This window comes from Catellatospora sp. IY07-71 (assembly GCF_018326265.1).
In the GTDB taxonomy this organism is placed as follows: Bacteria; Actinomycetota; Actinomycetes; order Mycobacteriales; family Micromonosporaceae; genus Catellatospora.
The window spans coordinates 8,398,872-8,412,488 of sequence record NZ_AP023360.1; the positions used below are offsets into that span (position 1 = coordinate 8,398,872).

Annotated in this window: 11 protein-coding genes and 1 pseudogene; 4 read left to right on the plus strand and 8 right to left on the minus strand. The window is 71.9% G+C overall.

The genetic code is table 11. The features are described from left to right. Positions 1–31: 31 nt before the first annotated feature. Positions 32–526, minus strand: coding sequence for a DUF3145 domain-containing protein (locus tag CS0771_RS37600; RefSeq protein ID WP_212845377.1), 495 nt, complete (start codon positions 524–526; stop codon positions 32–34). Between the two features lie 234 nt (positions 527–760). Between CS0771_RS37600 and CS0771_RS37605 the strand changes: the two genes are divergently transcribed. Then, a complete protein-coding gene (locus CS0771_RS37605) occupies positions 761–1,087 on the plus strand; it encodes a hypothetical protein (protein ID WP_203740534.1) in 327 nt (108 codons plus the stop codon). 295 nt (positions 1,088–1,382) lie between these two features. Here CS0771_RS37605 and CS0771_RS37610 read toward each other — a convergent pair whose 3' ends face one another. Beyond that, a complete protein-coding gene (locus tag CS0771_RS37610) occupies positions 1,383–2,018 on the minus strand; it encodes a carbonic anhydrase (RefSeq protein ID WP_212845378.1) in 636 nt (211 codons plus the stop codon). Positions 2,019–2,224: 206 nt separating this feature from the next. On the opposite strand from CS0771_RS37610, the gene CS0771_RS37615 reads away from it, so the two are divergent. Beyond that, entirely contained in the window at positions 2,225–2,905 is a 681-nt protein-coding gene (locus tag CS0771_RS37615) for a DedA family protein (protein ID WP_212845379.1), read from the plus strand. 117 nt (positions 2,906–3,022) lie between these two features. After that, positions 3,023–5,190 (plus strand): annotated as a pseudogene (locus CS0771_RS37620) (AAA family ATPase). A gap of 218 nt (positions 5,191–5,408) precedes the next feature. Here CS0771_RS37620 and CS0771_RS37625 read toward each other — a convergent pair. Next, on the minus strand, positions 5,409–7,559 hold the full coding sequence (locus CS0771_RS37625) for a carbohydrate-binding module family 20 domain-containing protein (RefSeq protein WP_244871261.1): 2,151 nt from the start codon (positions 7,557–7,559) through the stop codon (positions 5,409–5,411). 395 nt (positions 7,560–7,954) lie between these two features. On the opposite strand from CS0771_RS37625, the gene CS0771_RS37630 reads away from it, so the two are divergent. Continuing rightward, the gene (locus CS0771_RS37630) at positions 7,955–9,346 is read left to right on the plus strand and encodes an NAD(P)/FAD-dependent oxidoreductase (protein WP_212845381.1); all 1,392 of its coding nucleotides are present in this window, start codon (positions 7,955–7,957) and stop codon (positions 9,344–9,346) included. Between the two features lie 244 nt (positions 9,347–9,590). Here the strand turns inward: CS0771_RS37630 and CS0771_RS37635 are convergent, their stop codons facing one another. The 5 genes from CS0771_RS37635 to CS0771_RS37655 form a co-directional block, all read right to left on the minus strand. Beyond that, positions 9,591–10,379 carry an oxidoreductase gene (locus CS0771_RS37635; protein ID WP_212845382.1) on the minus strand — a complete coding sequence of 263 codons (789 nt, stop codon included), beginning with the start codon at positions 10,377–10,379 and terminating at the stop codon, positions 9,591–9,593. Between the two features lie 71 nt (positions 10,380–10,450). Continuing rightward, positions 10,451–10,960, minus strand: a complete 510-nt coding sequence (locus CS0771_RS37640) for a DinB family protein (protein ID WP_212845383.1) — start codon at positions 10,958–10,960, stop codon at positions 10,451–10,453. A gap of 93 nt (positions 10,961–11,053) precedes the next feature. Further along, positions 11,054–11,743, minus strand: a complete 690-nt coding sequence (locus CS0771_RS37645) for an HAD family hydrolase (RefSeq protein ID WP_212845384.1) — start codon at positions 11,741–11,743, stop codon at positions 11,054–11,056. Between the two features lie 80 nt (positions 11,744–11,823). Further along, the gene (locus CS0771_RS37650) at positions 11,824–13,071 is read right to left on the minus strand and encodes a hypothetical protein (RefSeq protein ID WP_212845385.1); all 1,248 of its coding nucleotides are present in this window, start codon (positions 13,069–13,071) and stop codon (positions 11,824–11,826) included. Then, the gene (locus tag CS0771_RS37655; protein WP_212845386.1) at positions 13,068–13,595 is read right to left on the minus strand and encodes a SigE family RNA polymerase sigma factor; all 528 of its coding nucleotides are present in this window, start codon (positions 13,593–13,595) and stop codon (positions 13,068–13,070) included. Before CS0771_RS37655 ends, CS0771_RS37650 begins: the two co-directional genes overlap by 4 nt. Positions 13,596–13,617 lie beyond the last annotated feature (22 nt).

Sequence of the window (13,617 nt, forward strand, 5' to 3'; positions counted from 1 at the left end):
GTTACACGCATCCCCGCATCGTCCGTACGGCCTAACCCGCCCTCGTCAGCAGCGTGACCGGCGCTCCTTCCGCCGCGTAGCGGTACGGCTCCAGCTCGGCGTCCCAGGGGGTGCCCATGGCCAGGTCCAGCGCGTGCGCCAGCGCCTCCGGGCTGCGGCTGGACGTGATGATGGTGCGCAGCCGGTCCTCGCCGAGCTGGATGTCGCCGGCCGCGCCCATCGCCGCCCGGAACAGGCCCCGGCCGGGGACGTGCATGAACCGCTCGCCGTCCATCCCGGGGCTCGGCTCCTCGGTGATCTCGAAGCGCAGCATCGGCCACTGGCGCAGCTCGGCGGCGATGTCCGCGGCGGTGCCGGGACGGCCCGACCAGCCGCACTCGGCGCGCCGGGCGCTGGGCTCGACGGGCTGCACCGACCAGTGCAGGTTGACCGCGCCGCTTTTCAGGGCGCGCGAAATCGCCCACTCGACGTGAGGACACACGGCGAGCGGGCTCGAGTGGACGTGTACGACGCCACGCGTGGGCACGGTGACCTCCCGAGACGGACAGGCTCGTCTTCCCCTACGGCCTGACGACTCCGGCGATCTCACCCACTATGACTGGTGGGACGGATGTGGCGCCAGAGAATCGCGAAACTCGCCGGATGAAATGTCCGACCGGCCTGCCGCGACGTGTCCGTCACACCGGAAGGCGACGCCGGTCAGGGATCGCGTGGACGTCATGTAGAGTTCTCTGGTCAACCAGACTTCAAGGAGTACGTCGTGGCGAGCAACACCTCCAAGACCGCGCGCGCGTCTGTCCGGGCCGGTGAGGCCAAGGGTGGCGCGCTGAGCGTGCTCGGTGAGTTCAAGTACATCATTCCGCTGAACAACGGCAAGCACGCCTACGTGCGGAACCTCACCAACGGCAAGACCGTGCACCTGAGCACGACCTCGGACGCCTTCATCGAGGAGATCCGCGTGCTCGCGGGCGCGGGTCACGCCACCAAGATCCGTGCCGAGCTCGTCGCGCTGAACACCGCGCACCCGGGCCACGGCTGGGACGCCACCGAGAAGCGGCTGGCCGAGGCCGGCATCTTCGAGGGCTGAGCAGCTCCCTCACCCGCACGTCCAGAAGCCCGCAGGCCACGCGCCCGCGGGCTTCTCGCCGTACCCCGGTCCCGCCCGCGCCGCCGCGCTGCGGCGCAGGATGATCGCGAGTTCGTGTCCATTGGTGAGCCCTGACCACAGGTTCCGACACGAGACCGCGATCTTGGCGCAGGCGGCCACCCGCGCGAGGCGGCCACCCGCGCAGAGGCGGTCACCCGCGCAGAGGCGGTCACCCGCGCAGAGGCGGTCATCCGCGCGGGGGCGGCCATCCGGGGTCTGGACGGCGGTGGGCCGGTCAGAGGAGGTCTACGACGCCGGTGTCGAGGTCGTATACGGCGCCGACGATCTGCACCCGGCCCGCGGCGGCGGCCTGGGCCAGGCGGTCGGCCAGGCGCAGTTGCTCGGCGGTGCGGGTCACGTGCCGGCGCAGCGCCTTGGCCTGCACCTGCTCGTCGTTCAGCCCGGTCTCGGTCACCGCGGGCGCGATCTGGTCCACCAGGTAGCCCATGAAGCCGTCCGGGCGGCTGCCGGTGCGCAACGCGTCGACGGTGGCGGCGACGGCGCCGCAGCGCTCGTGCCCGAGCACCATCACCAGCGAGGCGTGCAGTTCGGACACGGCGAACTCGACCGAGCCGACGACCGAGCGGTCCAGCACGTGGGCGCCGGAGCGCACCACGCAGATGGAGCCGAAGTTCTGGTCGAACACCGCCTCCAGCGGCACTCGGGAGTCTATGCAGCCCACCACGACGGCGTAGGGCTCCTGCCCGCCGGAGCGCGCGGCCGCCTCGGCGACGTGGTGTCCGTAGCGGGGACGGCCCGCGACGAACCGGCGGTTGCCCGCCATGAGATCGGCCAGCGCCTCTGCCGGCCCCCGGCGCGTGCCGGGCGTGTCCAGGGTGCGATCGGGGGGCGCGGTCTTCGACTGCGTCATGTGATCAGGGTCGCCGGTCGGCGGCGGTCACCGGAAGACTACTCAGAAGTAGTGCGACCCTTCTCACGGCCGGAACGCCGCGATCCGACACCCCCACGCGGCCACTAGGGGCTCGAGCCTGATGCGACAGCCCTGCCGGTCGGGTATCTTTCGAGCGTCCCGGGCGGCGTACGACCTCGGGTGCTGCTCAGGGGAGAGGGTGAACGATGGAGTTCGTCGGCCAGTGGCTGGAGACCCTCCCGGCCCTCGTCGTGTACCTGCTCGTCGGACTGGTCATCGGCACCGAGAGCATGGGCATCCCGCTGCCGGGCGAGATCGTCCTGGTCAGTTCGTCGCTGCTGGCGGCGACCACGCAGCACATCTCCCCGTGGGGCGTGGCGATCGCGGCCGCGACCGGCGCGATCGTCGGCGATTCCATCGGGTACGCGATCGGCAAGCGCGGCGGCCGCCCGCTGCTGGAGCGCCTGGGCCGCCGCTTCCCGAAGCACCTTGGTCCCGAGCAGATCGTGCGGGCCGAGACGATGTTCGGGCGCTGGGGCGTCTGGGCGGTGTTCTTCGGCCGGTTCATCGCGCTGCTGCGCATCCTGGCCGGGCCGATGGCCGGCGCGCTGAAGGTGCCGTACCGCAAGTTCCTGCTGGCCAACGCCGGTGGTGGGCTGGTCTGGGCGTTCGGCACCACGTTCGCGATCTACGCGCTGGGCGAGGTGGCCGAGCACTGGCTCAAGCGCTTCTCGTGGGCGGCGCTGATCCTGGCCGTGGTCGCCGGTCTGGGCACCACCTGGTGGTTCAAGCAGCGCGCGAAGAAGGCGCTGGCGGAGACCGGCCCGGTCGAGCCGGTGGCGGCGGAGGCGCCCGCGCAGCGGCCCGCCAAGGAGCGGGTCGGCTGATCTCCAGTTTATCCGGTCGTACCGCACGCCACATCGGCCCGGTGATCGATCTTCAAGTCGGAGGCAGCCCGTACCCTGGCGAGGCACCATCGCCGCAAGGCCCGGCCCGGGAGACGCATGTCTGACAACACCCTGCACGACGAGATCGCCATCGAGCAGCAGCACGTGGACCGCGTGTACGCGCGGCTCGCGCGGCTGCGCGCCGACGCCGCGAAGGCCGAGGCCGACGGTTATCAACTCGCCCGGGTGGGCACGTTCGGCTCCCTGGTCGAGCGCGACGCCATGGTGTTCCACGCGGCCCGGCGCCGGCACGCCTTCGACGCCGAGCACGAGGGCCTGGTCTTCGGCCGCCTCGACATGCACCCGGATCACGACGGCGCGGGCGCCGACGAGGTCGCGGCCGATCCGGAGGCGGCGGCGTGGGCCGAGCGGCCGCGGTACATCGGGCGTCTCGGGGTCCGCACCGAGACAGCCGAGCCGCTGCTGATCGACTGGCGGGCCCCCGCCGCGGCGGCCTTCTACCGGGCCACCGCCGCGCAGCCGCTGGGCGTGATCCGCCGCCGGATGATCTCGTCGTTCGGCGAGAAGGTGACCGGCCTGGAGGACGACCTGCTGGACCCGTCGGCCGCGCCGGAGGGCATGCGGGTGGTCGGCGACGGGGCGCTGCTCGCCGCGCTGAGCCGGGCCAAGGGCACCGGTATGCGCGACATCGTCGCCACCATCCAGCACGAGCAGGACCTGGCGATCCGCTCCCCCGCGTCCGGGGTGACCATGGTCGAGGGCGGTCCGGGCACCGGCAAGACCGCGGTCGCGCTGCACCGCGCGGCCTACCTGCTCTACGCCGACCGGGCGCGCTTCGCGGGCGGCGGGGTGCTGATCGTCGGCCCGTCGCCGGTGTTCGTCGAGTACATCGAGACGGTGCTGCCCGCGCTCGGCGAGGAGTCGGCCACGCTGCGCTCCGTCGGGCAGCTGGTGCCCGGGTTCGACGCCACCCGCGAGGAGACGGCGGCCGTACGCGCAGTGAAGGGCTCGCTGCGCATGCGGCGGGTGCTGCGCCGCGCCGCCGAGGCCGCGCCGCCCGGCAACCCCGACGGGCTGCGCCTGCGCTACCGCGGCGAGTGGCTGGAGCTGAGCCGCCACGAGGGCGAGGAGATCCGCCGCCGGATCGGGCGCGGCAACCCGCGCAACGCGATCCGCGCGAAGGCGTTCGGCGCCGTGCTGGACCTGCTCTGGGAGCGGATGAAGGCCAGACAGCCGCGGCTGGAGCAGGCCCGCTTCGACGACGAGCTGTCCGAGCACGAGGACTTCCGCGCCTTCCTCCGGGCGTGGTGGCCGATCGTACGGCCGGAGCAGGTGCTGGGCTGGCTCGCCGAGCCGAACCGGCTGCGCCGGGCCGCCGAGGGCACCCTGTCGTACGAGGAGCAGAAGCTGCTGTCGCGTGCCCTGGCGCCGCTGCGCGAGCAGGGTCCCAGCATCGACGACGTGCCGCTGCTCGACGAGTTGCAGGAACTGCTCGGCACCCAGCCCAAGCCGAAGAAGCGCAGGCGGGAGGCGTTCACGGTGGGCGGCATCCGCGAGGCGGCGACGGTGTACGAGCGCGCCCGCGCCGCTCAGGCCGCCACCCCCGCGAGGTCGACTACCGCGACTACGCGCACGTCGTGGTCGACGAGGCGCAGGACGTCACGCCGATGCAGTGGCGCATGATCGGCCGCCGGGGGCACGCGGCGAGCTGGACCGTGGTCGGCGACCCGGCCCAGTCCGCCTGGATCGGCGGCGCGAACGAGATGATCCGGGCCCGCGACGAGGCGCTGGGCGGCCGCAAGCGGCACCCGCACCAGCTCACCACGAACTACCGCAACTCGACGGAGATCTTCGCGGTGGCGGCAGAGGTGATCCGGAAGGTGTCGCCGGACCTCCCGCTGCCGAAGGCCGTCCGGACTACCGGGATCGAGCCGGTGCACCGCCTGGTGCCCGCCGCCGACCTCGACGGCGCGGTGCGCGACGCGGTCGCCGCCCTGCTGTCCGAGGTCGAGGGCACCGTCGGCGTGATCACCCCCGACGCCCGGGCGCGCGACCGGATCCGGGCCCGCCTGGCCGAGTGGGACACCGACCGCCTGCGCGTGGTCACCGCCCTGGCCGCGAAGGGCATGGAGTACGACGCCGTCGTCCTGGTCGAGCCCGGTGCCGTCGACGCCGGCACCGACGCGGGCAAGCGCACCCTCTACGTCGCCCTTTCCCGCGCCACCCAGCGCCTCACCACCATCGCCACCCGCCCCTGGCGATAAGGAAGGGCACCTTCTTATCGTTTTCCGACGTAGAAGGTGCCCTTGTTAACCCTCGCCTGCGCAGGTGCCCGCGGTGATCGGCGTGCCCGCGCGGGCATACGCCGGGCGCCGTCGCCATGATCGGCCGCACCGCCGCCGCCAGCGCAGAGCCGTATCCGGCAGCGTGTTAAGAAGGGCACCTTCTTCTACGGAAAACGATAAGAAGGTGCCCTTCCTTTCTAGCGCCAGGTGTCGGCGTAGGACGCGGTGCAGGGGGTGGTGGGGGTGGTGCGGGAGCGGTTGGGGTCGCTCTCCCAGGTGACGTTGCCCGAGGCGTCCTTCTTTATGTACTTGTAGGTGAAGGTCGTGCCGGGCGGCAGGTTGATCGTCGCGGTCCAGACGGGGTAGGCCGCGCTGGACAGGGCCACCGCGCTGGCGGTGTTCCAGCTGCCGAGGGCGGGGATGGAGCCGATCACGTAGACGTTCTGGCCCCAGACCGTGGTGGCGCTGACCGAGAACGCGGCGGCGATGGTCGCGCAGACGCTGCCGCTCGGTGAGGGGGACGCCGATGGGGAGGCCGACGCGGACGGGGTGGTGCCGCCGGCCACGTTCCAGGTCTCGCTGTAGGTCACCGCGCAGGCGCCGGTCGGGACCGTGTGATTGCGGTTGGCGATGCTTTCCCAGGTCACGGTGCCCGCGCTGGTCTTCTTGATGTACTTGTACTCGAAGTACGTGCCCGCGGGCAGGTTCACGGTGACCCGCCAGACCGGGTACGCCGCGCTGGACATGGCCACGGCGTTCGCGGTGTTCCACGAGCCGAGCTGGGCGATGCTGCCCGCGACGAACACGTTCTGCCCGGTGGTGGTCGTGGTGTTCGACTCGAAGGTGACCGCGACGGTCGTGCAGGCCGTACCGCTGGGTGAGGGTGAGGCGGACGCGGAGGCCGAGGGCTGGGGTGAGCTGCTCACCATCGCGCCGGTGTAGATCGCGAGGGCGCTGTTGCCGGCGACGGAGGTCGTGGCCTGCCCGGACGCGTTGACGGTGACGGTGCTGCCCGAGCAGGTGCCGGCGGTGAAGTTGCCGGTGGCGACGTTGCAGTACACACCGGCGGGAAGGCCGGTGCTGAAGGTGGTGCTCCAGGCCGACCCGTCGCGGTTGAACGCGGCGTAGCCGACGTTGCCGCGCGAGAAGCCGATGCGGGACGAGGACGGCGACGTCCAGTTGCCGACACCGGTGCCGTTGACCGCGTTGTGGAAGCCGACCAGGTTGGCCACCACGGTGCGGCGGTGCTCGCACTCCCAGCCGGAGCCGCAGGTCACCTGGTTGGTGGTGCCGTTGCCCGCGGCGGGCGGCCCGGCCTCCGGGTTGGTGAAGGTGAAGCTGCTCATCAGCTGGGGCGTGCCGTACGGGTACGCCAGGCTGAACGCCTGCGCCAGCGCGTGGGTCTGCCCGTCCTTGTAGGTGAGCCGGGCGCGCCCGTTGCGCTGCGTGTCGTGGTTGTCGATGAAGTTGACGGCGTCGCCGCTGCCCAGCGCCATCTGCGCGGCGAGGTTGTTCAGGTTGGACAGGTTCGCGTCGCGGAACGCGTTGCCGACCACGTCGCCGTAGCGGAACTCGGTGACGTCGCCGATGCCCGCGTACTCGCCGGGCGGGAAGGCGCTGTCCTCGATCACCTCGTGGAAAACGTACGGCGCGCCGCTGACGCCGCCGAGGATCGCCTGCAGGTCGGCGACGGGCATGTGCTTGGCCGCGTCGACCCGGAACCCGTCGACGCCGAGCGACACCAGGTCGTTGAGGTACGCGGTGAGCCTGCCGCGCACGTAGGCGGACTCGGTGGCCAGGTCGGAGAGGTTGACCAGCTCGCAGTTCTGCACCTCCCACCGGTCGCCCCAGCTGACGATGTCGTCGTTGCCGTTGCGGCCGCAGTGGTGGAAGTCCTGATTCTGATAGATCCCCGGGTAGCTGTACTGCGAGTAGGTCGAGCCGGCCGAGCCGGTCCCGGTGGAGGCGCCGCCTGTCATATGGTTGACGATCGCGTCCACATAGATCTTCACCCCGGCGTTGTGGCAGGTGGTGACCATGTTCGCGAAGGCGGCGCGATCGCCGCGGCGGGACACGAGCTGGTAGCTGACCGGCTGGTAGTCCTGCCACCAGGGGTAGCCCTGGCCGCCGAGCACGACGTGCTCCTGCGGCGGGGACACCTGCACTGCTCCGTAGCCCTTCGGGCCCAGCACGTTGGTGCACTCGGCGGCGATGGAGGCCCAGGGCCATTGGAAGAGATGCACGATGACGTCACGGTTGCCCGGGTTCGCGTCGGCCTTGGCGGGGACCAGGTCGGGGCCGGGTGCGGGGCGGGCCGCGACGGCCGCGGCGAGGCCCGCGGCCAGCAATAACGAGGCGAGCGCGGCGGCTAGGGGACGGTTGCGTCGGGACACGAGTCTCCTCCTGGAAGAGGGAGGGGGCGGATGGAAACTCTTGCGCAAGTTTCAAGGATGTTAGCGCCGCGTTGACTCGTCGTGAAGAGCGTCTATCTGCCCGACTTGCCGTACAAATCGGAGCTTGGTGTGGTTCCGTTTTCAGGGATCACTGTCAGATTCCTTATTGCGCAACGAATTCGCGCACGCAGTAGCCTCCGCACCGATCATCCGTACTGAAAAATCTTTCAAAGATCTTTATGGGTGCGAGCGAGCACACACTGTCTGTAACCGGACCGCGAATTCGTTTTCATGATTGCGTCACCCGTCCTTACCGTGAGTGCACATCCCTCACCGAGACGGAGTGAACCTTGTCTGCCAAGGAGAAGTCCGGGCACGCGATCGTGCTCGGCGCCAGCATCGGCGGCCTGCTCGCCGCCCGCGTGCTGAGCGAGTCGTTCGAGAAGGTCACCATCTTCGACCGCGACGCGCTGCCCACCGACGGCACCACCGGACGCAAGGGCGTGCCGCAGGGCGACCACACCCACGGCCTGCTCGCCCGCGGCCGCCAGGTGCTGGAGGAGCTGTTCCCGGGCATCGCCGCGGAGATGACCGCGGCGGGCGCGGTCCCCGTCGACGTCCAGGGCGACGTGGTATGGATCAACGACGGCCACCGCCTCGCCGCCAAGCACACCGGCCTGGCCGGCCTCGGCGTGACCAGGGTCGGCCTGGAGGCCGGCGTGCGCCGCCGGGTCGCCGCGCTGCCCAACGTCGAGCTGCGCGAGCGCCACGAGGCGCTGGGCCTGCTCGCCTCCGCCGACAACAGCCGGGTCACCGGCGCCCGGGTGCTGCCCGCCGGCGGCACCGAGCAGCACGTCGACGCCGACCTGGTGGTCGACGCGACCGGCCGGGGCAACCGCGGCCCGACCTGGCTCGCCGAGCTGGGCTACGACAAGCCCGCCGAGGAGCACGTCGACCCGGTCACCTACTACGTCTCGCGCACCTACCGGCGGACCCCGGGCCAGGTCAGCGCGACCGCGTTCGTGATCAGCCCGTCGCCGGAGCTGCCGTACGGCGCCGTCGCGGTGCCGGTCGAGGGCGACCGCTGGATGTTCACCCTGATCGGGGTGGGCCGGGACAACGTGCCGCCGACCGACGAGGCGGCGTACCCGGAGTTCGCCCGGCAGCTGCCGGGTGACGAGCTGTTCCAGCTGGTCACCAAGGCCGAGCCGATCGGCCCGGCGCTGAAGCTGCGGCTGCCGGTGAGCGTGCGCCGCCGCTACGAGCGCCTCGACCGGCTGCCCGAGGGCCTGGTCGCCGTCGCCGACGCGATCTGCGCCTTCAACCCGGCGTACGGCCAGGGCATGACGGTCGCCGCCGCCGAGGCGATGGTGCTCCGCGACAGCCTGCGCCAGGGCCGCGACGGCCTGCCGAAGCGCTTCTACGCCGCCGCCGCGAAGGTCATCGACGTGCCGTGGGACATCGCGGTCGGCGCCGACCTGCGCTACCCCGACGTGCAGGGCGTGCGCACCGGGAAGGTCAACTTCCTCAACGCGTACGTCGGCCGCCTGCACCGCGCGGCCGCCAAGAGCCCCGCGGTCGGGCACGCGTTCCTGTCGGTGGCCAACCTGATGGCCCCGCCGCAGCGGCTGTTCGCGCCGGGCGTGCTGGCCCGGGTGCTGTGGCACGGCCGCCGCACCCGCCCGGCGACCCGGGTGGTGTCCGCCCCGGCGCCGGTGGTCCAGGCCGAGCCGGCCCGCTGAGCGGGGCGCGCCCGCCGCTCTCCCCCGTGGCGGCAGGTGCGCCCGCCCCAGCCGCAACCCTGGTGACGCACCCGCATCACCAGGGTTGCGGCCCACCCGCATCCCGACGTGACCGCGGCACCTGCCGCAATTTCGGGGAAACTGCAGGAAAAGGCCAGTTCAAACGTGCAGTTTCCCCGAAACTGCGGCAGGGCCCACTGCGGCCGGGCCCCGCGGCGTCGTGGGCGGCACGGGACGGGGTCGGTCAGAGGGTCGTGATCAGGCCGCCGTCGATGACGAAGTCGGCGCCGGTGACGTTGCCCGCGCGGGTGCCGGCCAGCAGCGCCACCAGGTCCGCGACCTCCTCGGGTTCGGTGAACCGGCCCGTCGCCGCCTGGCTCGCGACCTGCGCGGCGACGTCCTCCGCGGACACCCCGGCGGCCGCGCCGAACGACTTCGCCACCCCGTCGTCCCCCACCCAGAGCGGCGTGCGCACCGGGCCGGGACTGACCGTGTTGACCCGGATGCCCTTCGGCCCGACCTCCTTGGACAGCGCCTTGGAGAAGTTCGTGAGCGCGGCCTTCGACGCGGTGTAGTCGACGATCAGCGGGTCCGGCAGGAACGCGTTGATCGAGCTGACCGTCACGATGCAGCCCGCGCCGCGGGCCAGCAGGTGCGGCAGCGCGGCCCGGGTGGTGCGTACGGCGGACATCAGGTTCACCGCCAGCGACCACGCCCAGTCCTCATCGGTCACCGACGCGACTCCGCCGAGCCGCGGCTTCACCGCCCCCACGTTGTTGACCAGCACGTCCAGCCCACCGTACGCGGCCACCGCCGCGTCGATCAGCCGCTGCGGCCCGGCCGGTTCCACCAGATCCACCGCCACCGGGTGCACCGACCCGGACGCGGCGAGCCCGGCGAGTTCACCGTCCGTGCCACGGGCCGCGGCGACCACCTTCGCGCCCTCGGCGAGCAGCGCCTTCACCACTGCCAGGCCGATACCCTTGCTCGCCCCGGTGACCACCGCGACCTTGCCGTCCAGCCGCAGATCCATGACGACTCCCCCCGACACGTCTCGGTCCACGCTACGCGCGCCGGGAGCCGCCGGAGGGGCAACGGCGCAGCTCAGTGGCCCTTGACGCCGTCGACCAGCTCGCGTACCACGTCGAGGTGGCCGTTGTGCCGGGCGATCTCCTCGATCAGGTGGAACAGGATCCAGCGCAGCGTGACCGGCGCGTCGGTGCTGCGGATGTGCCGTTGCGACATGGTGTCCAGGTCCAGCGAGGCGACCAGCTCGCGGTAGCGGGCGCTCTGCGCGTCGTACTCGTCGAGCAGCTGGGCGAGCGGGAAGTCGAGCGCGATCCGGAACTCGCGATCCGGGTCCTCCTGCGTCCACGGGGCGGCCGTGTCCTCCTCGCCCAGCAGCATGACCTGGATCCACCAGTACTCCACCCAGCGCACGTGGTTGACCAGCCCGGCGACCGTCATCAGTGGCGAGTCCGGCAGCGGCGCCTTACGCGCGTCCTCGTCGGAGATGCCCTCGCACTTGGCCCGCACGGTGGCGCGGGTGTAGTCGAGGAACGTGGTCAGGGTGGCCCGCTCGTCCCAGCTGGACGGCACGTCGGTTCGCGTCATACCGGCGATCATGCTGGTCCGGGCAGGGGCTGTCGAACCGATATGAGCCGACCACGGCGGAACCGCCCGGCCGCGAGCCGCGACGTCGACCGCTCAGGCCAGGGCGGCCCGCAGCACCGCGGCCGTGTCGGCCAGCGACGGCAGCACCGCGTCGGCACCGGCCTCGGCCAGCTCCTCGGCGCTGCACGAGCCGGTGGCGACGCCGATCGCGAGCGCCCCGTTCGCGCGGGCGGCCTCGATGTCGTGCGGGGTGTCGCCGATCACCACGACCTGCCGCGCGGGCAGGGTCGCGGCGTACTTGGCCTGCGCCCGCTCGTGCGCCAGGCGCACCAGCACCGAGCGCACCCCGTCGTCGCAGCCGTACCCGCCGACCTCCAGGTCGATCGGGTCCAGCAGCCCGAACGCGGACAGCTTCAGGTGCGCGGCCTCGCGGATGTTCCCGGTCACCACCGACTGCACCACACCCTGGTGCCCGGCGAGCGCAGTCAGCGCCTGGGCAGCCCCCGCCAGCGCGGCGCCGCGGGCCTCCAGCTGCGGGCGGGCCGCCTGGGTGTGCTCGGCGAGGTGCGTGAAGAACTTCTTGACCAGCTCCGGGGACACCTCGCGGCCGTGCCACTCCAACGCCGTGGTGAAGATCCAGTGGTCGGTACGCCCGCCGAACTCCGGCAGCCGCGGCGGCTGCTCGCCCACCAGCGCCGCGTACGCCGCGACGAACACCTCCCGGCCGACCCGGCCGCCGTCGATCAGCGTGCGGTCGATGTCCCAGAGGATGAGGCGGTGCACTCTGTGAAGGCTTCACGGCAGCCGCGCACCTGTCAAGGCCCCCTGACGCGGGCAAGCGCACACGTCAGGGGGCCGTCAGCTCAGGAGCAGCGCCAGCGCACCGGCACGTGATCCTGGCCGTACGGCTCGCTCAGCTGCCGCAGCCCGACCAGCACCCGGCCGTCGTCACTCAGGGAGTAGACCTGCACATGCCACGGCGTCTCCCCGGCCGGCGCGGGTACCGCGGTCCGGTCGCCCGCCGGGGACAGCAACCACAGCGACCCGACCGGAGTCGGCGCCGGGGTCAGCGTCTGCCTCCTGGGGCCGAACACCGGTTCCGTCTCGTGCACGGTCCAGCCCTGCGCGTTGACGACGGTGGGAGGGCCGGACCGGCCGAGTGACTGGGCCTTTCCCGTGCGCAGATTCCACAGCACGCCGGTGATGCCGGACCCTCGCTGCCCGGTCCCATCGGGTAGCAGGACCTGTCCGACGACCCAGCCGCCCCGGATGGCGTAGACGCTCACGTTACGGCCGGTCACACCATCGATGGTCGGGGTCAGCTCCTGCCATGAGCCGTCGGGACGGAGCGCGTACGCCATCTGGTCCCTGGCACTGTTCTCATACCCACCCATCACGATGGTGCCGTCGTCGTCGATGCCGCGGACCAGTACGCCGTGCCGCCAGTCACCCGGCGGCAGCGGCAACAGCTCCATCGGCGAGTCAGGGGTCCGCCAGCGCACCGGTTGGCCGCCCGGACCGTCCGGGCCCGAGCTGATGGTGCCGGCGATGACGCCGCTCTCGTTCAGGTCACTCGCGAAGGCCTCGCCGTCGAGCCGGGTGAACTCGCCATCGCGGTACACCCAGGCCGACTCCTTTCCGTCGATCACCGCCGAGGCCAGCGCGGTGCCGGCGGAGTTGACGTCGTGGAAGTACTGCAGCCTGCCGGGCAGCGACAGACGGCGCACCGCGTCCCCGTCCCAGAAGAGCAGATCGCGGTCGTACTTCTTGGCGTCGACGTCGGTCCCACCGACCGCGTACCGGCCGGTCGGGTCGACCTGGTAGACGACGCCGTAGGTGGCCCCGTCGGGCAGCGGCAGGCTGCCGAGAGTGCACGAGGTCGGCAGGGATGGTCCGGCGGACGGCGACACCGCCGGGTCAGGGGCGCTGCCGGGCGCGCCCGGCCACAGGCTCCAGGTCGCGATCGCGGCGACCGCCAGCGCCGCCGCGGTGGTGCCGACGGCCGCGCGCCGCCGCCTGCGCCGCCGGGTGATCGTGAGCGCCCGCTCGGTCACGTCGTAGCTGCCTGCGCGCTCGCCGATGTCGGTGAGCAGTTGCCTGAGGTCGGTCATGCGCTCACTCCGTTCGGCTCCTTGACCAGCACGTGCAGTTCCGGGGCCAGCTCGCGTAGCCGCCCGAGGGCGTACGACGTCTGGCTCTTGACCGTGCCCACGGAGACGCCGAGCGCCTCGGCGGCGTCGGCCTCGGACAAATCTTCGAAGAAGCGCAGCACGATCACGGCGCGCTGCTTGCGGGTCAGCTTCGCCAGCGCCTGCTCCAGCAGGAGGCGGCGGACCGTCTCGGCGGCCATGTCCGACCCGGCGCCGGATTCGGGCAGCTCGCCCGTGGTCAGCTCGCTGCGCAGGTGGCGGCTGCGCCGCCAGGAAGAGACGTGTTCGTGGTACATCACCTTGCGCACGTATGCGTCCGGCACGCCGGTGCGGGACACCTTCGGCCACTTGGACGCCAGCCTGACCAGCGTGTTCTGCAGCAGGTCCTCTGCCGCGTGGTGCTCGCCGGTCAGCAGGTACGCCACCCGTGACAGCCTGGCCAGCCGCGCGTGCACGAACTCGCGGAACCCTTCGTCGTCCGCCAACCCGTCACCTCCCCGTTCCGTG